The organism is Marilutibacter maris, assembly GCF_003233695.1.
GTDB lineage: Bacteria > Pseudomonadota > Gammaproteobacteria > Xanthomonadales > Xanthomonadaceae > Marilutibacter > Marilutibacter maris.
Window position 1 is genome coordinate 1,512,841 of record NZ_CP029843.1, and the last position, 19,459, is coordinate 1,532,299.

The window sequence follows — 19,459 nt, forward strand, 5'->3', positions numbered from 1 at the left end:
AGTGGCTCATCCGCAGATCGACGCGAGCAGGGCCGACTGCGCCGAGTGCGGCGGATGTCCCGGGTCGGGCTCGAGGCGGGCGTAGCTGCCGTCGGCCTGCAGTTCCCAGGCGTTGAGGTTGTCTTCGAGATAGTTGGTGATGGTCTCGGCGTGCACGCGCGCGGCGATCTCGGGGTCGAGGACCGGGAAGCAGGTCTCGACCCGGCGCAGCAGGTTGCGCTCCAGCCAGTCGGCACTGGAGCACAGCAGGTCGGGCTCGCCGTCGTTGCCGAACCAGTACACGCGGTGGTGTTCGAGGAAGCGGCCGATGATCGAGCGCACGCGGATGTTCTCCGAGACGCCGGCCACGCCCGGTCGCAGGGTGCAGGCGCCGCGCACGATCAGGTCGATCTTCACGCCCGCCTGCGAGGCGCGGTAAAGCGCGCGCACCACCTGCGGTTCGTTGAGGGCGTTCATCTTGGCGACGATCCGGGCCGGGCGTCCGTTGCGGGCATGCTGGGTCTCGCGCTCGATCCGCTTGAGCACGCCGTCGTGCAGGGTGAACGGCGATTGCAGCAGGCGCTTGAGCTTGATCGCCGGCGCCAGTCCGGACAGCTGCTGGAACACCAGGTGGACGTCGTTGCCGATCTCCGGATGGGCGGTGAACAGGCCCAGGTCGGTGTACAGGCGCGCGGTTCCGGAGTGGTAGTTGCCGGTGCCCAGGTGCACGTAGCGGCGCAAGCGGCCGTCCTCTCGACGCACGATCAGCAGCATCTTGGCGTGGGTCTTGTAGCCGACCACGCCGTAGACGACCTGCACGCCGGCCTCCTGCAGCCGATCGGCGAAACCGAGGTTGGCCTCCTCGTCGAAGCGCGCGCGAAGCTCGACCACCGCGGTCACGTCCTTGCCGTTGCGCGCGGCCTGGATCAGCTGTTCGACGATCGGCGAGTCCTTGCCCGAGCGGTACAGGGTCTGCTTGATCGCCAGCACGTGCGGGTCCTCGGCCGCCTGCCGCAGCAGTTCGAGCACCGGGGTGAAGGCGTCGAACGGGTGGTGCAGCAGCACGTCGCCACGGCCGATCAGCTCGAACATCGCCTCGCTGCCGCTCAGCTGTCGCGAGTGGAACGGCGGGAACTTCAGCTCCGGGCGCGCGACCAGGTCGTAGACCTGGGTCACCCGGTTGAGGTTGACCGGACCGTTGATCCGGTAGACCGCGTTCTCGTTGAGGTCGAAGTTCTCCAGCAGGGTGCGGACGATGTCGTCGGGGCACTGCTCGGCGATCTCCAGCCGCACCGCGCGCAGGTAACCGCGGCCGACCAGCTCATCGCGCAATGCCAGCGCGATGTTGTCGACCTCCTCCTCGTCGACCAGCAGTTCGGAGTTGCGGGTGACCCGGAACTGGTAGGCGCCCTTGACCTCCATGCCGGGGAACAGCTCGTCGACGAAGGTCGACAGCACCGAGGACAGGAATACGAAGTCGTTGGGACCGCCGGACACGCTTTCGGGCAGTTGGATGATGCGCGGCAGCGAGCGCGGCGCGCGCACCACGGCGAGGTTGCCGGCGCGGCCGAAGGCGTCGCGGCCCTCGAGCACGACGACGATGTTCAGCGATTTGTTGAGGATCTTCGGAAACGGGTGCGCCGGGTCCAGTCCCAGCGGCGACAGCACCGGCATGATCTCGTCGCGGAAGTACGACAGCAGCCAGCGCTTCTGACGGGTGTTCCAGGAGTCGCGGCTGAGCACGCGCACGCCGGCCTCGGCCAGCGCCGGACGCAGCACCCCGTTCCAGCACTCGTACTGGGCGCTCACCAGATCGGCGGCGCGGTCGTGGATGCGCGACAGCACGGTCGCCGGCGCCAGCCCGTCGGAACCGGGCAGCAGGCCCAGGTCCTGGGCGTGGCGCAGCGATCCGGCGCGGATCTCGAAGAACTCGTCGAGATTGGTGCAGGAGATGCACAGGTACTTGAGCCGCTCCAGCAGCGGCACCCGCTCGTCCTGGGCCTGCGCCAGCACCCGGAAATTGAAGTCCAGCTGCGACAGTTCGCGGTTGAAGTACAGGGAGCCGTCGTACAACGAGGCCACGGGCGGCGTGTCGCTGGGCAGTGAGGGTTCGGTGGCGTCGTTCATTGGCTTTCCTGGCAGGGCGGGGCCGCGGGCGGTCAGCAGGTGGAGGTGGTGCGATCGTCCCGGGCCGGGTCCGCGGCGTCGTCGCGCCGGCGCACGTGCGACGGCCCGAAGCGGCAGGAGAAGACGCTGCCGCGGCCGACCTCGCTGGCGATCTCCAGGGTGGCCTCGTGCAGGTTCAGCACGTGCTTGACGATCGCCAGGCCCAGGCCGGTGCCGCCGCTTTCGCGCGAGCGGCTGGTGGACACGCGATAGAAGCGTTCGGTGATGCGCGGCAGGTGGTTGGCGGGGATGCCGTAGCCGCTGTCGGCGACCTGCAGCACCGCGCCGCCATGGTCGTCGGCGCGCAGCGCGATCTGGATGCGGCCGCCGGCGGGGGTGTAGCGCACCGCGTTGCTGACCAGGTTGGAGAACGCGCTGTGCAGTTCCTTGCCGGAGCCGTACAGGTCGAGGTCGACCGCGTCGTCGACCTCGATGTCGTGGCGGCCCTGGCTCAGCGCCAGCGCCTCGCGGCGCAGGGTGTTGAGCATCGAGGCCATCGACACGACCTCCTCGCTCTGCAGCCGGTCCTGCGATTCCAGCCGCGACAGGGTCAGCAGGTCCTCGACCAGTTGGGTCATGCGCTGCGACTGCCGTTGCATCTCCGCCAGCATCGGCGCCCAGTCCGGCTGCTCCTCGGGGTCGAGCATGTCGAGATAGCCGTGGATCACGGTCAGCGGCGTGCGCAGCTCATGGGACACGTTGGCGACGAAGTCGCGGCGCATCTGCTCCAGTTGCAGCAGGCGGCTGACATCGCGCGCGACCAGCAGCCACAGGTTCTCCGAGTACGGTATCAGGCGCAGGCTGAGGGTGATCGCCGGGTTCAGCGGCGACATCGTCTCCAGCGCCTCGGCATTGCGTCCGGCGGCCATCCAGTGCGCCAGCGGCAGCGGCTGCAGGCGCTGCACCAGCGAGGTGCCGATGTCGTCGGGATAGCGCAGGCCCAGCAGGCGGGTGCCGGACTCGTTGAACCACTGGATGCGCTGGCTGTTGCGTTCCACCACCACGATCGCGTCGGGCAGGGCGGTGGCGGCGGCCCGGTAGGCGCGCAGCATCTCCATCAGCCGCCGTTTGCGGCCGCGCATCTCGGCCTGGCTGCGGTACAGCAGGCGGTCGAGTTCGTTCCACACCCCCTTGCCGTTCGAGGGGGCCAGGCGCTGGCGCGCGGTCAGCCGGGTCAGCACCTTGCGCAGGCGCCAGTAGTGCCAGGCGACGACGCCCAGCGCGGTCGCGGCCAGCACCGGGAACAACTGGCCCACCAGCAGGCCGGCCGCGGTGGCGGCGGCCAGGATCAGGACCAGCAGGCCGAGGGTACGTAACCAGGCGGAGCGAGCGCGGGGAGGCATGGGGCAAGTCTAGTTGTTGTCGGTCCGGCGCGTGGCTTCGGTGGGGGTGGCACGGGCTGCGATCGCAGGCGCGGGTAGGGCTTGGTCGCGGCTCGCGCCGCTCCCGCGGTGTCCCCGTTCAGGCCTCGACCGAGGCCGAGAACCGGTAGCCGGAACCGCGCACGGTCTGCACCATGCCGTCCAGGCCGTGCGGTTCCAGGGTCTTGCGCAGGCGCCGGATGTGCACGTCGACGGTGCGCTCCTCGACGTAGACGCTGCCGCCCCATACGTGATCGAGCAGCTGGGTGCGCGAGTACACGCGCTCGGGGTGGGTCATGAAGAAGTGCAGCAGGCGGTATTCGGTGGGGCCGATCTGGACCGGCTGGTCGCTGGCGAACACCCGGTGGGCGGCGCCGTCGATGCGCAGATTGCCGACCGCGACGCTGCCGTCCTCGTCGTCCTCGCGCGAGCGCCGCAGCACCGCGCGGATCCGCGCCAGCAGTTCGCGCGCGGAGAACGGCTTGACCACGTAGTCGTCGACGCCGGCCTCCAGGCCGCCGACACGGTCGTTTTCCTCGCCGCGGGCGGTGAGCATGATGATCGGAATCTCGCGGGTCAGCGACTCCTTGCGCCAGCGCCGGGCCAGCTCCAGTCCGCTGGTGCCCGGCAGCATCCAGTCGAGCAGGATCAGGTCGGGCACGCGATCGGCGATGGCGGACTGCGCTTCACGGGCGTCGCCGGCATGGACCGGTTCGTACTCGCCCTTGCGCAGGGCGAAGGAGACCATGTCACGGATGGCGGGTTCGTCTTCTACGATCAGGATGCGCTTCTGCACGCGGTCACCAGTGGGGGTTGATGCGAGCCATCTCGGAGGCGCGCCGGCCTGGCGGCTTTCCGAGCCGACGGAGTCCGGCCGCGGCCGGTTCCGGCTTCGTGGGGCGCATGCGGACCGGGTCCGCGGCGCGTTCACGGCTGCGGTGCCTCCGATCTCCAGCGCCGGGTCCGCCCTCCGAAGCGGCATCAGTAGACTACGGTTTTGTGACTGTCGCGTGACATCGTCAGCCGCCAAGCGGCGGTTGTCCGTACCAGAGGCCCTTGCGGGGTACGGAAATCCCCCTCCGGCGCGGCCTTTGTTCCGGATAGGGCCTTGGGAGCGCGGCGCAAGCCGCGACATGGCTTGCGACATGGCTTTCCCATGAAGGCCCATCGCGGCTCACGCCGCTCCTACGACACCAAGGCGCGTAACCCAGCCCCCTGAGTCAGGGGGCGATTCGCGCGTAGCGCGAATGGGGGTGTGGCAGCGCAACGGTGGGGCCCGAGGTTTGCGCAGCAAACCTTGGGAGATATCCGGGCGCAGCCGGATATCGTTCCCCCCTCAGCGCTTGCGCAGGTCCTCGTCGCGGATGCCCTGGCGGCGCAGTTCGAGCACGGTCGGGGTGATCGCGGCGATCCGCGAGTCGATCCGGGCGCGGGCGTAGTAATCCAGGTCGTCGCGCTTCTTCAGGTTTTCCAGGCGGACCAGGGCCAGTTCCGGACGCCCGTTCAGGTAGGCCGCCTCGGCATAGGCCTCGCCGGCGCGGACCGGGTCGCCGGCAATCTCGCAGGCGCGTGCGAAGACCTGCTGGAACTCCGGATCCTCGCCCGAGCGCGCCAGCAGGGGGCGCAGCACCGCCTGGGCGCGCTGGCCGGCCTCGCGGGTGTCGCGCTCGGCCAGGGTGCGGGCATAGGTGAGGGCGATCGCGCGGTCGCCCGGCGCACGTCGCAACAGCGATTCGAAGCGGCTGTCGGCGGATGCGTGCTTGCCGCTGCGCGCCTCGGCTTCGGCCAATGCCAGGGTCACCCAGGTGTCGCCGGGGCGCTTGGCGAGCAGGTCCGACAATGCCCGTGCGGCTTCGCCGGGGCGGCTGGCGCGCAGCAGCGCGATCGCGCGTCCGTATTGCTGCGCCTCGCTCAGCCCGCGGCTGCCGGCGATGCCGTCGTACTCGCGCAGGGCCACGCTGGGGGTGCTGGCGCTGAACACACGCAGGCGCTCGCGGGCCAGATCGTAGAGGCCGGTGCCGCCGGCGGCGGAAGTGGCGAGCAGGTTCGGCTTGAGATTCTGCGGCAGCAGGGGGTTGAGGCTGCCGCCGGTGTCGTAGCGGGGCTGGCCGGCCGGCTCGTCGCGGCACGCGTCGCTGCCGTCGGGCGCGCGCACGCAGACCGAGCCGCCGCCGGGGCCCGCCAGCTGCTCGGCGCGCTGCTTGGCCTCGGTGATCCGCATCGTGGTCACCGGGTGGGTGCGCAGATAGTCGGGGAAGTCGTAGTAACCCGCGGCGTTCGTCCGTGATTTTGCCTGCATCGTCGCGAAAAAATCGGCCATCGCGACCGGGTCGTAGTCGCTTCGGGCCAGCGTCTGGATGCCGATGCGGTCGGCTTCCTGCTCGTTCGAGCGGGTGTAGTCGATCTGCCGCTGCTGCATCAACCCCATCGCGCTGGCTATCGCCGCCTGGGCTGCGTCGTCGGCGGAGTTGCCGCCGGCGGCCTGGGCCGCGACCAGCGCGCCGAGCATCGCCAGCAGGATCGGAACCTGGTCGCGCTGGGCCCGTTCGACGCCGCGCAGCACGTGGTACTGGGTGACGTGGGCGATCTCGTGGGCGAGCACGCCGGCGACCTCGTCCTCGCGTTCGCTGGCCAGCACCAGGCCGGCATTGACGCCGATGTAGCCGCCGAGGGTGGCAAAGGCGTTGATCTGCCGGTCGCGCATCATGAAGAAGGTGAACGGTTGGGCCGGCCGGTCGCTGTGCGCGGCCAGGCGGTTGCCCATGCTCTCCAGCCAGCTGTCGATCAGCGGGTCCTCGAGCACGTATTCGTAGTGGCGCAGTTGCGCCAGCATCATCGCGCCGTACTGCTCCTGCTGCACGGGACTGAGCAGCTCACCGGCGGACGAACCGATATCCGGCAGCTTGGCGTCCTGGGCGTGCGGGCTGCGCGCCGGCGTACAGACGATGGCCAGGCCCAGGGTGACGGCGGCGGCGAGGGGGCGTATGCGTTGCGGGGACATGGCGCTGCGATGGAACCTCTGCGAGGGAACGGATCGTCGGCGGACAGGTGCGGGCAGGTGGCCCCGAGCATGGGCCGGCTCGCCGTCGATGGCGTGAATCTCCGGTAACCGGGTCGGGAGCCGTTGCCAGTCTGCCACGCTGCGTTCCGCCGGTGGTGGTATCCGATCGGCTGGAAAAGCGCGCCCGCGGGGCCCATATTCCCTCCGTCGGCATGCTTGGACCACGGCATGCGCCACGAGTTTCCACAGGAGTCCGCACTTGAACGCCCCGACCGACCGTACCGGCCCCGAGATCACCCTCTACACCTCGGCCATCTGCCCGTATTGCGTGGCGGCCAAGAACTTCCTCAAGAGCCGTGGGCAGCAATGGAAGGAAGTGCGGATCGACCTCGATCCGGCCGAGCGCGCGCGCATGATCGAGCGGGCGAGGCGCACCAGCGTGCCGCAGATCTTCATCGGCGATACCCATGTCGGCGGCTACGACGACATGATCGCGCTGCACCGCGCCGGCGGTCTCGATCCGCTGCTGGCGGGTTGAGGCGGGCCGCCCGCGCGGCGCCGACCGGATTTCCGGCCACGGCTGGCCGGACCGCACGATCCGCAACCCGGACCGCTTCGCCGGAGGGACTGGCGAAGCGGCCACCCCTTTCTCGACCGGACACCCCATGAGCAACGACAGCAACGACCGTATCGCCGAGTTCACCGCGTTCCGCAAGCGCATGAACGAACGCATCCTCGCCGAGCCCAACCAGGTGGTGCGGCGCTTCTTCGCGCTCGATACCCAGACCTACCAGGGCGGTGCGCTGGACGTGAAGACCAAGGAGCTGCTCGGCCTGGTCGCGTCGATGGTGCTGCGCTGCGACGACTGCATCAGCTACCACGTCGCCCAGTGCCGCGAGGCGGGAGTGAGCCGGGAGGAGATGTTCGAGGCGTTCTCGGTCGGGCTGGTGGTCGGCGGCTCGATCGTGATCCCGCACATGCGCCGCGCGGTGGACTTTCTGGACCGGCTGGAGCGCGGCGACGACGTCACCGCGACCGCTCCCGCGCACGACCACGCCTGAGCACGGCCGGGCTCGGGCCCGGCTCGATTCCCGGGTGCCGATGCCCGCCCCGCAGCCCCGCCATGCGGGGCTTTCGTCGTTGCGGCCGACGCCGCTGGCGGCCCGCGTCAAGGCCGGCGCAGCGGCAGTGGACGATGGTTGCATCTGAAAAGAAACCGCGTCTCAGGCATAATTGAACGGTTAACCATTCGGCGCCGTACCTCTCCCCCCAGGCGCCCCAAAGCTGGAAGATCCCCTATGACGCAGACGATTACGGTCATCCGTGGCGATGGCATCGGCCCGGAGATCATGGACGCCACCCTGCACGTGCTCGACGCGATGCAGCTTGGCCTGCAGTACGAAGAGGCCGATGCCGGCCTGGCCGCGCTGGAGAAGCACGGCGAGCTGTTGCCGCAGGCGACCATGGACTCGATCCGCAAGAACCGCGTGGCGCTGAAGAGCCCGCTGACCACCCCGGTCGGCGAGGGCTTCTCCTCGATCAATGTCGAGCTGCGCAAGCGCTTCGACCTGTACGCCAACGTGCGGCCGGCCAAGAGCTTCCCCAACACCCAGTCGCGCTTTCCCAGCGGTGTCGACCTGATCACCGTCCGCGAGAACACCGAGGGCGCCTACATCGGCGAGGGCCAGGAGCTGTCGGCCGACGGCGAGACCGCGGTGCTGACCCAGAAGGTCACCCGTCGCGGCTCCGAACGCATCGTCCGCTACGCCTTCGACCTGGCCCGCAAGACCGGCCGCAAGAAGGTCACGGTGGTGCACAAGGCCAACATCCTGAAGTCGACCTCGGGCCTGTTCCTGAAGACCGCGCGCAAGGTCGCCGAGGAGTATCCGGAGATCGAGTGCGACGAGATGATCGTCGACGCCTGCTGCATGAAGCTGGTGATGCAGCCCGAGAAGTTCGACGTGATCGTCACCACCAACCTGTTCGGCGACATCATTTCCGATCTGTGCGCCGGCCTGGTCGGCGGTCTCGGCCTGGCGCCGGGCGCCAATATCGGCTCGGATGCGGCGATCTTCGAGGCCGTGCACGGCACCGCGCCGGACATCGCCGGTCAGGGCAAGGCCAACCCCTGCGCGCTGCTGCTGGGCGCGGCGCAGATGCTCGACCATCTCGGCCTGCCGGAGAAGGCGGCGAAGCTGCGCGAGGCGATCATCGCCACGCTCGAGGCCAAGGACTCGTTGACCCCCGACCTGGGCGGCAGCGGCGACACCATGTCGTTCGCCCGCGCGATCGCCAGCCGGGTCTGAGCGGGCCGGCCGATCCGGATAGAGAACGGGGCGCCTTCGGGCGCCCCGTTCGTTTTTGCGGCGGGCAACCCCCGGGACCACTCGGGCGACAGAGGACCGTAGGAGTGGCGCAAGCAGCGATCCTCGGGCTGTGCCCGGGAATCCCCAAAGTTTGCTGCGCAAACCTTGGGCCCCGCCGTTGCGCTTCCACACCCCCATTCGCATCTGCGATGCGAATCGCCCCCTGACTCAGGGGGCTGGGTCACCGCGACCCTGCCGTAGGAGCGGCGTGAGCCGCGATGAGGCTTCGGTGTGAAGGCCGCTCCTGCGAGATGAGGTGCCGCATGGGCGCATCCCCCGAGTCAGGGGGGCGGTTCGCGCGCAGCGCGAATGGCGGCGCGACCGTGGGGCAGGGTTCCCGCTGCCATCGTCGCAACCGGGTGGCGTCCCCATGCGTCATGATCTCGACAGCGCCACCGCGCTGCCGCAGAATGGCGCGGCTATATTCCTTCATTCGGATGAAAAGATGAAAAAGAGCGGCGCTGCTGCCGTGTCGCCGGTTCGCCCCAGCGCGGTCGCCTTGACGCCGCTGCTGCTGTTCCTGCTGTTGTTCTTCGGCGCCGGCGTCTACTTCACCAGTCACGGCGAGGCGATGGGCTTCTATCAGCTGCGGGCGCCGGTCGCGGTGCTGCCGGCGCTGGCGCTGGGGGCATGGCTGGCGTGGCGGCGCGGGGTCGCGCCGCTGGACACGATGCTGGCCGGCATGGGGCATCCGAACGTCATGCTGATGTGCCTGGTGTTCCTGCTGGCCGGCGCGTTCGCGACCGTGACCAAGGCGGTGGGCGCGGTCGATGCGGTAGTCGCGCTGGGCCTGGGCGCGTTGCCGGCGGCGCTGATCCTGCCGGGCCTGTTCCTGGTCGCCGGCTTCATCTCGCTGGCGATCGGTACCTCGATGGGCACGATCGCGGCGGTGGTGCCGGTCGCGCTGGGCGTGTCCGACGCCGCCGGGCTGGACGCCGGCCTGGTGCTGGGCGCGGTGGTCGGCGGGGCGATGTTCGGCGACAACCTGTCGGTGATCTCAGACACCACGATCGCCGCGACCCGCAGCCAGGGCTGCCGGATGCACGACAAGTTCCGCGAGAATCTGAAGATGGCGCTGCCGGCGGCGGCGGTCACCCTGGCAATGCTGGCGGTGATGGGCGATGTCGCCCCGGTGCAGGCGCCGGACGACCCGGTCAGCCGCTGGTTGGTGCTGCCGTACCTGCTGGTGCTGGGATTGGCACTGGCCGGCGTCAACGTGGTGCTGGTGTTGGCCATCGGCCTGGTCGTGGCCGGCGTGCTGGGCGCGGTCGCCGGCGCCGGCTACGACGCGGTCAGCTTCGCCGGCGATATCTATCTCGGCTTCGAGGGCATGGTCGAGATCACCCTGCTGGCGCTGTTGATCGGCGGACTGGCCGCGCTGATCAAGGCCTGCGGCGGGCTCGACTGGCTGGCGCAGACGATCGCGCGCTTCGCCCGCGGCCACAAGGGCCGCCGTGCCGGCGAGGCCAGCATCGCCGCGCTGGCCGCCGGCAGCGACGCGCTGACCGCGAACAACACCGTCGCGATCCTGATCAGCGGCAGCCTGGCCAAGGACATCGCCGACCACCACGGCATCAGCGGCAGGCGCAGCGCCAGCCTGCTCGACGTGTTTTCCTGCGTGATGCAGGGCGTGCTGCCGTATGGCGCGCAGATCCTGCTGGCCGGTTCGCTGGCCGGGCTGTCGCCGCTGCTGATCGCCGGCCGGGTCTACTACTGCTGGCTGCTGGCGGTGGCCGCGATCGCGTTCATGCTGTGGCCGACGCGGCGACGCGATGCGGCTGCCGGGCTGGGGCGCGCGGGGTCGCGTATCGAGTAGCGGCTGGCCATGCGGGACCGCCACGAAAAAGGGCGCCCGCGGGCGCCCTTTTTGTTCGCATCGACGGGCGACGCTCAGTTGCGCGATTGCAGCTTGGACAGCAGGCGCAGGAACTCGATGTACAGCCAGACCAGGGTGACCAGCAGGCCGAACGCGCCGTACCACTCCATGTACTTGGGTGCGCCGTGCTCGACGCCGGTCTCGATGAAGTCGAAGTCCAGCACCAGGTTCAGCGCCGCGATCACCACCACGAACAGGCTGAAGCCGATGCCGATGATGCCGGATTCGTGGATCAGCGGAATCTGGATGCCGAACATGCCCAGCACCATGCTCGCCATGTAGACCAGGAAGATGCCGCCGGTGGCGGCGACGATGCCGAGCTTGAAGTTCTCGGTCGCCTTGATCAGGCCGGAACGGTAGGCGAACAGCAGCGCGAACAGGGTGCCGAAGGTCAGCAGTACCGCCTGCATCACGATGCCTTCGTACAGGTGGTTGTACATCGCCGAGATCGCGCCGAGGAAGAAGCCTTCGACGATCGCGTACAGCGGCGCGGTCACCGGCGACCACTCCTTCTTGAACACGGTGATCAGGGCCAGCACCAGGCCGCCGATCGCGCCGCCCCACATGTACGGAGCGGCACCGACCGGACCGTCGAGGGTGAACTCGACCTGGTTCCAGGCGAATGCGGCGGTGATCACGCACAGCAGCAACAGCACACCGGTCTTGTTGACGGTGCCGTTGAGGGTCATCGCGTCGCCGGGGTTGCGGACGACGGTGCCGCTGGCGAGGTCGAGAAAAGTGGATTCCTTCAAAGCCGGGTTGCCGCTGCGCATGCGTGCTCCTTTGGATGACTCGCTTGGGTTCGGGAATTGGGTTGGAGGCTTGGATTCGCGACCTGGGTCCGGGACCAGGTCGAAGACCCGGCCCGCCGCGGCTGGCGGCAGCGGCGGGCGATCGTTCCAGGCCGCGAGCATACACCGCCCGGACCATGGCTCAGCTGGCAGTCAGCTTGCCGGATCGGGCCGTACCCGCCGCCCGCCGCCGTCCGTTCAGGCCCGTCCGGCGCGGGAACGCGATTGCCGACGCGCCTGCGGGGGCGGGGGCGGAAACCGCGCCGGCCCATGCCGCCTGCACGTGCGCGTTGACAGCAGCACGGGCCATGCCCAAAATGTCCGACCTTTCGCGGCGTTGGCGCGCATCGAAAGGGCCCGGCTTCGGGGCATAGCGCAGTCTGGTAGCGCATCTGCTTTGGGAGCAGAGGGTCGGGGGTTCGAATCCCTCTGCCCCGACCAACCGCCTGCCAATGCCGGTTAAGATTGCGGACCACGCGCCCGTAGCTCAACCGGATAGAGCACCGGCCTTCTAAGCCGGTGGTTGCAGGTTCGAGTCCTGCCGGGCGCGCCAGTTGTTTGCGGTAAAGCTTTTGTGGTGGCTGTAGCTCAGTTGGTTAGAGTACTGGATTGTGATTCCAGTGGTCGGGGGTTCGAATCCCCTCAGCCACCCCACCCATCTCGGCAGGCGAAATTTTTTCGATGCCGGGTGTTTGCCAAAGCGAGCGGGTCTGCTATTATCCCGCTCCCAGATTTGGGCCGTTAGCTCAGTTGGTAGAGCAGTTGACTCTTAATCAATAGGTCCAAGGTTCGAATCCTTGACGGCCCACCAAATCGAAAGACACCCGGCCCGCGCCGGGTGTTTTTTTTTGCCGGCGGGGCGGCGGCGGGCGGCAAGGCTCGTCGCCGGCGGCGCCTGCCTCTAGAATGCCGGGGCCGCCTCCGGGCGGCGTGTATCGCGAAAGTGGCGGAATTGGTAGACGCCCTGGATTTAGGTTCCAGTGCCGCAAGGCGTGGGGGTTCGAGTCCCCCCTTTCGCACCATCCTCGGGGTGGCCAGGCCCGCGCCCGGCGCTCCCCGCAGGGCATTGCGGCGGCGGTGCTGGCAACCGGCCGCCCGATCGGCGAAAATACCCCGTTCCGCCGCCTGCACGGGTGCAGGTGGCATCTGGACAGCTCAAACAACATCGTGCCGCGGCGGCGTGCCCCGGTAGCAGGAGTGGATATGCAAGTTTCGGTTGAATCCGTCGGTAACCTCGAACGCCGCATGACCTTCAGCCTCCCGGCCGAGCGGCTGGAGGCCCAGGTGGGCGGCCGTCTGCGCGAGATCGCGCGCGGCGCCAAGATCAAGGGCTTCCGCCCCGGCAAGGTGCCGGCCAAGGTGATCGAGCAGCGCTTCGGCCAGCAGGTGCGCGCCGAGATCCTCGACGGCATGTTGCGCGAAGGCTTCCGCGACGCCGTGCGCGATCAGTCGCTGCAGATCGCCGGCAATCCGAGCATCGAGCCGGTCGAGGGTGCCGAGGACCTGGCCTACGTGGCCACCTTCGAAGTGGTCCCGGACTTCGGCGACATCGACGTCGAGAAGCTCAACGTCATCCGCCATACCGCCGAGGTCGCCGACGCCGACATCGACACCATGATCGAGAACCTGCGCCAGCAGCGTCGCAGCTGGAACCCGGTCGAGCGTGCCGCCGCCGAGGGCGATGCGGTCGAGGTCGAGACCTGGTCGCAGGCGGGCGAGGAGCGGGTTCCGGCCGAGGGCGTCGAGCGCGGCACCACCGTGCTCGGTTCCGGCGCGATGTTCCCGGCGATCGAGACCGCCCTGGCCGGGCTCAAGGCCGGCGAGGAAAAGCAGGTCGAGGTCGAGTTCCCGGCCGACTGGCGCATGCCCGCGTTCGCCGGCAAGAAGGTCGACGTGCATCTGAAGGCGGTGAAGGTGTCCGAGCCGGTGCTGCCGGAGGTCGACGCCGAGTTCATCAAGAGCTTCGGGGTCAAGAGCGGCGACGCGGAGCAGTTCCGCGCCGACATCCGCACCAACCTGGAGCGCGAGCTCAAGGGCGCGCTGATGACCCGGCTGCGTCGCGAGGTCGGCGAGCAGCTGATCGCCGCCTATGCCGAGGTCGAGATGCCGCCGAAGCTGGTCGAGAACGAGGCCCGCGACATGGCCCGCCAGACCATCGAGCAGGCGCGCCGCCAGGGCCGCCAGATCGGCGAGGTCCCGGCCGACGCGCACCTGGGCTTCACCGAGCAGGCGCGCAAGCGCGTGCTGGTCGGCCTGATCGTCGGCGAGGTCGCCCGTCGCAACGAACTGAAGCTGGATCCGGCGCGGGTCAACGAGACCCTGCGCCTGATCGCCTCGACCTACGAGGAGCCGCAGCAGGTGATCGAGCTGTACCGCAACGACGCGCAGCTGATGAACAGCCTGCAGGCGCGGGTGATGGAGGAGCAGGTGATCGACTGGATCGCCGAGCGCGCCCAGCACACCGAGCAGGCGCTGAGCTTCGCCGAGGCCATCCGCCAGTAACACCGGCGACGGAGGGTCGGCCGGGCCCGCGGGGTTCCGGCGACGGGCATGGCCGGTTTGGCGCACGCGCCGGGCCGGCCATCGCCGTTGTGGGCACCGCGTCGGCGACAGGCCGTGACCGGAGCCGGCAACCCGGGCCATCCCGGACTTGCGTCCGACCGCGATTGGCCCCAACTTTGCAAGCATCACCCCACACGTACCGCAGGTGCCGTACCGATATGGACAACCGAACCCAAGCCCTTAACCTGGTGCCGATGGTGGTCGAACAGACCAGCCGCGGCGAGCGCGCGTACGACATCTACTCGCGGCTGCTGAAGGAGCGGGTGATCTTCCTGGTCGGCGGTGTCGATGACCACGTGGCCAACGTGATCGTCGCGCAGATGCTGTTCCTGGAAGCGGAGAACCCCGAGAAGGACATCAGCTTCTACATCAACTCGCCGGGCGGCATCGTCACCGCCGGCATGGCGATCTACGACACCATGCAGTACATCAAGCCGGACGTGAGCACGATCTGCGTCGGCCAGGCCGCGTCGATGGGCGCGCTGTTGCTGGCCGCCGGCGCCAAGGGCAAGCGCTACGCGCTGCCGAACTCGCGGGTGATGATCCATCAGCCGCTGGGCGGCTTCCAGGGCCAGGCGACCGACATCGACATCCATGCCCGCGAGATCCTGGGCATGCGCCAGCGTCTGAACGAGATCCTGTCCAAGCACACCGGGCAGGCTCTGGAGACGATCGCCCACGACACCGAGCGCGACAACTTCAAGGGCGCCGAGGCGGCCCGCGAGTACGGACTGGTCGACCAGGTGCTGGAGCGCCGTCCGGACGACTCGGTCCAGGCGGCCTGAGCGGGCGCTCGGAATCTGGTTTGCAAGTTTTTGATTTGTAACGACTTTAAGCAAGCGATCCGACCCGGCTGCCGGGCCGGATCGCTGTGCTATTCTCGAATCGCATCGGTGGCTCCGGCAGGGCCGGAGCCGGTGCACGGCACACGCAACATTTGGGCAAGAGCATGAGCGACGACCGACAAGGCCGACCCCCTACCGACAGCAACAAGATCCTCTACTGTTCGTTCTGCGGGAAGAGCCAGCACGAGGTCCGCAAGCTGATCGCGGGCCCCAGCGTGTTCATCTGCGACGAATGCGTGGAGCTGTGCAACGACATCATCCGCGAGGAGCTCGAGGAGAAGGCGCAGTCGGCACGCAGCCATCTGCCCAAGCCCAAGGAGATCCTCGAGGTCCTCGACCAGTACGTGATCGGCCAGCAGCGGGCGAAGAAGACCCTCGCCGTCGCGGTCTACAACCACTACAAGCGGATCGAGAGCCGCCAGCGCAACGACGACGTCGAGCTGGCCAAGTCCAACATCCTGCTGGTCGGCCCGACCGGTTCGGGCAAGACCCTGTTGGCCGAGACCCTGGCGCGGATGCTCAACGTCCCGTTCACGATGGCCGACGCGACCACCCTGACCGAGGCCGGCTACGTCGGCGAGGACGTCGAGAACATCATCCAGAAGCTGCTGCAGAAGTGCGACTACGACGTCGACAAGGCGCAGCAGGGCATCGTCTACATCGACGAGATCGACAAGATCTCGCGCAAGAGCGACAACCCGTCGATCACCCGCGACGTGTCGGGCGAGGGCGTGCAGCAGGCGCTGCTGAAGCTGATCGAGGGCACCGTCGCCAGCGTGCCGCCGCAGGGCGGGCGCAAGCACCCGCAGCAGGAGTTCCTGCAGGTCGATACCCGCAACATCCTGTTCATCGTCGGCGGCGCGTTCGCCGGGCTGGACAAGATCATCCGCCAGCGCAGCACCGAGGCCGGCGGCATCGGTTTCGGGGCCAAGGTCAAGAGCGCCGAGCGCAAGATCGAGATCGGCAAGATCCTCGCCGAGGTCGAGCCCGAGGACCTGATCAAGTTCGGCCTGATTCCGGAGTTCGTCGGCCGCCTGCCGGTGGTCGCGACCCTGGAGGAGCTCGACGAGGCGGCCCTGGTGCAGATCCTGACCGAGCCCAAGAACGCGATCACCAAGCAGTTCCGCAAGCTGTTCGATATGGAGGGCGTGGAGCTGGAGTTCCGTCCCGACGCGCTGACCGCGATCGCGCGCAAGGCGCTCAAGCGCAAGACCGGCGCGCGCGGCCTGCGCACCATCGTCGAGTCGGTGCTGCTGGACACGATGTACGACCTGCCGTCGCTGGAGAACGTCAGCAAGGTCGTGGTCGACGAGTCGGTCATCGAGCACAAGTCCGAGCCCTACCTGATCTACCAGAACCCGCCGGGCACGGCGTCGGCCAAGGTCGCCTCGGCGGAGTGATCCGCCAGGGCCGGCCCGCGCCGACCCATCGTCGCCATCCGGACGCCGCGCATCGCGCGGCGTCTTTGTTTTCCTGCGCGGGTTCTTGCCAGACTCGAGGCTCTCTGTTGCCGTTGCCACGCGGCCGTCAGGAACTCGGCGGGACCTCGATGGCGAGTCCGCATGTCGCCGGCGCCGTCGCGCTGGTGTGGAGCTCCAATCCCTCGACCACCAACACCCAGGTCCTGGACGCCTTGCTGACCACCGCCCGCGGCATCGGGGCGCCCGGCGACGACACCAGGACCGGCTGGGGGCCGGTCCAGGCCGCCGATGCGATCGAGGAGCTCAACAAATAGCATCCGTGACCGGTGGGGCGCCGCAGTGGCGCTGGCACCGGTTATTGGCGCCGCCTGGAAACAGGCGGCGTTTTCGTTTGCAAGCGACTGATTTGGCTTGGTTTGCCCGCGCCGCGTCCGGCACGCTCCGAAGCGCCGCTTGCATCTGTCCGCGCAGGCCCCCATAACCGTGGCCAAGGGCCGTTCGCCCTGAGTTCCTGGAGAGCCCATGACCGATTCCCCCCACAGTGCCGCTTCCGACCCCGAGACCGGTCGCGAGACGCTGGACCTGCCGGTGTTGCCGTTGCGCGACGTCGTCGTCTTTCCGCACATGGTCATCCCGCTGTTCGTCGGCCGCGACAAGTCGATCCGCGCGCTGGACGTGGCGATGGAGGCCGACAAGCGCATCCTGCTGGTCGCGCAGAAGTCCGCCGACATCGACGATCCGGGTGCCGACGACCTGTACGCGACCGGCACCCTGGCGCAGGTCCTGCAGTTGCTGAAGCTGCCCGACGGCACGATCAAGGTGCTGGTGGAGGGCGTGTCCCGGGTCAAGGTCGACGACGTCGAGGAGCGCGACGGCCTGCTGGCCGGCCACGCCGAGGTCGTCGCCCCGGTGCCGGACCGCGACCCGCGCGAGCTGGAGGCGATCAGCCGTTCGCTGATGGGGTTGTTCGAGCAGTACGTGAAGACCAACCGCAAGCTGCCGCCGGAGCTGATCCAGACCCTGTCCGGGATCGACGAACCGGGGCGGCTGGCCGACACCATCGCCGCGCACCTGGGCGTGCGTCTGAGCGACAAGCAGAAGCTGCTGGAGACCCACGGCATCGGCGAGCGGCTGGAACAGCTGGTCGGCCTGGTCGACGGCGAGATCGACGTGCAGCAGCTGGAGAAGCGCATCCGCGGCCGGGTCAAGTCGCAGATGGAGAAGAGCCAGCGCGAGTACTACCTCAACGAGCAGATGAAGGCGATCCAGAAGGAGCTCGGCGAGATCGACGACGCGCCCAACGACGTCGAGGAGCTGACCCGCAAGATCGCCGAGGCCGGCATGCCCAAGCCGGTCGAGGCCAAGGCCAAGAGCGAGCTCAACAAGCTCAAGCAGATGTCGCCGATGTCGGCCGAGGCGGCGGTCGTGCGCAATTACCTGGACTGGGTGCTGGGCGTGCCGTGGAAGAAGCGCAGCAAGGTGCGCAAGGACCTCAAGTCCGCCCAGGACGTGCTCGACGCCGACCACTTCGGTCTGGAGAAGGTCAAGGAGCGCATCCTCGAGTACCTCGCCGTGCAGACCCGGGTGAAGCAGATGAAGGGCCCGATCCTGTGCCTGGTCGGCCCGCCGGGCGTGGGCAAGACCTCGCTTGGGCAGAGCATCGCCAAGGCGACCAACCGCAAGTTCGTGCGCATGTCGCTGGGCGGCGTGCGCGACGAGGCCGAGATCCGCGGTCACCGCCGTACCTACGTCGGTTCGATGCCGGGCCGGATCGTGCAGAACCTCAACAAGGCAGGCACCAAGAATCCGCTGTTCATGCTCGATGAGATCGACAAGATGTCGATGGACTTCCGCGGCGATCCGTCCTCGGCGCTGCTGGAGGTGCTCGATCCGGAGCAGAACAACGCCTTCAACGATCACTACCTGGAGGTCGACCTCGACCTGTCCGAGGTGATGTTCATCGCGACCTCCAATTCGCTGAACATCCCCGGTCCGCTGCTCGATCGCATGGAGGTGATCCGCATCCCCGGCTACACCGAGGAGGAGAAGCTCAACATCGCGATGCGCTATCTGCTGCCGAAGCAGATCAAGGGCAACGGGTTGAAGGAGGACGAGATCAAGGTGTCCGAGGCCGCGGTGCGCGACATCGTGCGCTACTACACGCGCGAGTCGGGCGTGCGCAGCCTGGAGCGCGAGATCGCCAAGATCTGCCGAAAGGTGGTCAAGGAGATCGCGCTGGCCGGGCCCAAGGCGAAGAAGGGCGCGGTCAGCGTGACCCCGAAGAACCTCGACAAGTACCTCGGGGTGCGCCGTTTCGATTTCGGCCGCGCCGAGGAGCAGAACGAGATCGGCCTGGTGACCGGGCTGGCCTGGACCGAGGTCGGCGGCGATCTGTTGCAGATCGAGTCGACCCTGGTGCCGGGCAAGGGCCAGCTGCTGCTGACCGGCCACCTGGGCGACGTGATGAAGGAGTCGGCGTCGGCGGCGCTGTCGGTGGTGCGCGCGCGCACCGAGAGCCTGGGCATCGACCTGGACTTCCTGCAGAAGCACGACGTGCACGTGCACGTTCCCGAGGGCGCGACGCCCAAGGACGGTCCCAGTGCCGGCATTGCGATGGCGACCTCGCTGGTGTCGATGCTGACCCGCAATCCGGTCAAGGCCGAGGTGGCGATGACCGGCGAGATCACCCTGCGCGGACGGGTGCTGCCGATCGGCGGACTGAAGGAGAAACTGCTCGCGGCGCTGCGTGGTGGCGTCAGCACGGTGGTGATCCCGGAGGAGAACCGCAAGGACCTGGTGGATCTGCCCAAGAGTGTGACCCAGGGCCTGGACATCAAGCCGGTCAAGTGGATCGATGAGGTGCTGGAGATCGCGCTGGAGCGGCCGGTGTCGCCGTCGCCGGTGTCCGGGCCGGGTGAGCTGCCGGTGCGCGGCAAGGACGAGGAGGTATCTCGGGCGGGTGTCAAGCATTGACATCAGCCGTTCGTCAGGATCGCGTGATGAAGCCTGAAAGCCGCGCCAGAGCTAGCTTTCAGGCTTGCTGGGTCGGGCACCCGCTGGTATAACGAGCGCAACCTCGCGCTGTCGCAAG

General features: G+C 68.3%; 14 protein-coding genes and 5 tRNA genes. 14 read left to right on the forward strand and 5 right to left on the reverse strand.

The window, feature by feature from the left end:
• Positions 1-6: 6 nt before the first annotated feature.
• The 4 genes from ppk1 to C9I47_RS06650 all read right to left on the reverse strand — a co-directional run bounded on the left by ppk1 (position 7) and on the right by C9I47_RS06650 (position 6,507).
• Positions 7-2,106, reverse strand: a complete 2,100-nt coding sequence (gene ppk1 / locus C9I47_RS06635) for a polyphosphate kinase 1 (RefSeq protein ID WP_111266049.1) — start codon at positions 2,104-2,106, stop codon at positions 7-9.
• A gap of 32 nt (positions 2,107-2,138) precedes the next feature.
• Entirely contained in the window at positions 2,139-3,488 is a 1,350-nt protein-coding gene (gene phoR / locus C9I47_RS06640) for a phosphate regulon sensor histidine kinase PhoR (protein WP_111266050.1), read from the reverse strand.
• Positions 3,489-3,606: 118 nt separating this feature from the next.
• Positions 3,607-4,302, reverse strand: coding sequence for a phosphate regulon transcriptional regulator PhoB (phoB, locus tag C9I47_RS06645; RefSeq protein WP_111266051.1), 696 nt, complete (start codon positions 4,300-4,302; stop codon positions 3,607-3,609).
• A 540-nt stretch (positions 4,303-4,842) separates the two neighbouring features.
• Positions 4,843-6,507: a M48 family metalloprotease gene (locus C9I47_RS06650; RefSeq protein WP_111266052.1), complete on the reverse strand. Its 1,665-nt coding sequence runs from the start codon at positions 6,505-6,507 to the stop codon at positions 4,843-4,845.
• Between the two features lie 259 nt (positions 6,508-6,766).
• Between C9I47_RS06650 and grxC the strand changes: the two genes are divergently transcribed.
• The 4 genes from grxC to C9I47_RS06670 all read left to right on the forward strand — a co-directional run bounded on the left by grxC (position 6,767) and on the right by C9I47_RS06670 (position 10,689).
• A complete protein-coding gene (gene grxC, locus C9I47_RS06655; protein WP_170288219.1) occupies positions 6,767-7,045 on the forward strand; it encodes a glutaredoxin 3 in 279 nt (92 codons plus the stop codon).
• A gap of 127 nt (positions 7,046-7,172) precedes the next feature.
• Positions 7,173-7,568, forward strand: coding sequence for a carboxymuconolactone decarboxylase family protein (locus tag C9I47_RS06660; protein WP_111266054.1), 396 nt, complete (start codon positions 7,173-7,175; stop codon positions 7,566-7,568).
• Between the two features lie 237 nt (positions 7,569-7,805).
• The gene (locus C9I47_RS06665) at positions 7,806-8,813 is read left to right on the forward strand and encodes an isocitrate dehydrogenase (RefSeq protein ID WP_111266055.1); all 1,008 of its coding nucleotides are present in this window, start codon (positions 7,806-7,808) and stop codon (positions 8,811-8,813) included.
• 505 nt (positions 8,814-9,318) lie between these two features.
• A complete protein-coding gene (locus C9I47_RS06670; protein ID WP_111268005.1) occupies positions 9,319-10,689 on the forward strand; it encodes a Na+/H+ antiporter NhaC family protein in 1,371 nt (456 codons plus the stop codon).
• Positions 10,690-10,763: 74 nt separating this feature from the next.
• Here the strand turns inward: C9I47_RS06670 and C9I47_RS06675 are convergent, their stop codons facing one another.
• On the reverse strand, positions 10,764-11,522 hold the full coding sequence (locus C9I47_RS06675; protein WP_111266056.1) for a Bax inhibitor-1/YccA family protein: 759 nt from the start codon (positions 11,520-11,522) through the stop codon (positions 10,764-10,766).
• 382 nt (positions 11,523-11,904) lie between these two features.
• Here C9I47_RS06675 and C9I47_RS06680 point away from each other — a divergent pair.
• From C9I47_RS06680 to lon, 10 genes are all read left to right on the forward strand, one after another.
• Positions 11,905-11,981, forward strand: a tRNA-Pro gene (locus C9I47_RS06680).
• Between the two features lie 35 nt (positions 11,982-12,016).
• Positions 12,017-12,093: transfer RNA gene (locus C9I47_RS06685), tRNA-Arg, on the forward strand.
• A gap of 24 nt (positions 12,094-12,117) precedes the next feature.
• A tRNA-His gene (locus C9I47_RS06690) sits at positions 12,118-12,194 on the forward strand.
• A gap of 81 nt (positions 12,195-12,275) precedes the next feature.
• Positions 12,276-12,351 (forward strand) — tRNA-Lys (locus C9I47_RS06695).
• A 126-nt stretch (positions 12,352-12,477) separates the two neighbouring features.
• A tRNA-Leu gene (locus tag C9I47_RS06700) sits at positions 12,478-12,562 on the forward strand.
• 181 nt (positions 12,563-12,743) lie between these two features.
• Positions 12,744-14,042: a trigger factor gene (gene tig / locus C9I47_RS06705; protein ID WP_111266057.1), complete on the forward strand. Its 1,299-nt coding sequence runs from the start codon at positions 12,744-12,746 to the stop codon at positions 14,040-14,042.
• A 218-nt stretch (positions 14,043-14,260) separates the two neighbouring features.
• Complete coding sequence (clpP, locus tag C9I47_RS06710) at positions 14,261-14,887, forward strand: ATP-dependent Clp endopeptidase proteolytic subunit ClpP (RefSeq protein ID WP_111266058.1); 627 nt, start codon at positions 14,261-14,263, stop codon at positions 14,885-14,887.
• A 164-nt stretch (positions 14,888-15,051) separates the two neighbouring features.
• Entirely contained in the window at positions 15,052-16,347 is a 1,296-nt protein-coding gene (gene clpX / locus C9I47_RS06715) for an ATP-dependent Clp protease ATP-binding subunit ClpX (protein ID WP_111266059.1), read from the forward strand.
• Entirely contained in the window at positions 16,344-16,682 is a 339-nt protein-coding gene (locus tag C9I47_RS17885; RefSeq protein ID WP_223250311.1) for a S8 family serine peptidase, read from the forward strand. Before clpX ends, C9I47_RS17885 begins: the two co-directional genes overlap by 4 nt.
• Positions 16,683-16,890: 208 nt before the next feature.
• Positions 16,891-19,341 carry an endopeptidase La gene (lon, locus tag C9I47_RS06725; protein WP_111266061.1) on the forward strand — a complete coding sequence of 817 codons (2,451 nt, stop codon included), beginning with the start codon at positions 16,891-16,893 and terminating at the stop codon, positions 19,339-19,341.
• The last annotated feature ends 118 nt before the right edge of the window (positions 19,342-19,459 follow it).

What these genes read in the sequence shown, in the direction of transcription:
- C9I47_RS06665 (WP_111266055.1), top strand. Translation starts at nt 7,806, where the DNA reads ATGACGCAGACGATTACGGTCATCCGTGGCGATGGCATCGGCCCGGAG.
- C9I47_RS06670 (WP_111268005.1), top strand. Translation starts at nt 9,319, where the DNA reads ATGAAAAAGAGCGGCGCTGCTGCCGTGTCGCCGGTTCGCCCCAGCGCG.
- C9I47_RS06650 (WP_111266052.1), bottom strand. Translation starts at nt 6,507, where the DNA reads ATGTCCCCGCAACGCATACGCCCCCTCGCCGCCGCCGTCACCCTGGGC.
- clpX (WP_111266059.1), top strand. Translation starts at nt 15,052, where the DNA reads ATGAGCGACGACCGACAAGGCCGACCCCCTACCGACAGCAACAAGATC.
- lon (WP_111266061.1), top strand. Translation starts at nt 16,891, where the DNA reads ATGACCGATTCCCCCCACAGTGCCGCTTCCGACCCCGAGACCGGTCGC.
- tig (WP_111266057.1), top strand. Translation starts at nt 12,744, where the DNA reads ATGCAAGTTTCGGTTGAATCCGTCGGTAACCTCGAACGCCGCATGACC.
- phoR (WP_111266050.1), bottom strand. Translation starts at nt 3,488, where the DNA reads ATGCCTCCCCGCGCTCGCTCCGCCTGGTTACGTACCCTCGGCCTGCTG.
- clpP (WP_111266058.1), top strand. Translation starts at nt 14,261, where the DNA reads ATGGACAACCGAACCCAAGCCCTTAACCTGGTGCCGATGGTGGTCGAA.
- C9I47_RS06660 (WP_111266054.1), top strand. Translation starts at nt 7,173, where the DNA reads ATGAGCAACGACAGCAACGACCGTATCGCCGAGTTCACCGCGTTCCGC.
- C9I47_RS06675 (WP_111266056.1), bottom strand. Translation starts at nt 11,522, where the DNA reads ATGCGCAGCGGCAACCCGGCTTTGAAGGAATCCACTTTTCTCGACCTC.
- ppk1 (WP_111266049.1), bottom strand. Translation starts at nt 2,106, where the DNA reads ATGAACGACGCCACCGAACCCTCACTGCCCAGCGACACGCCGCCCGTG.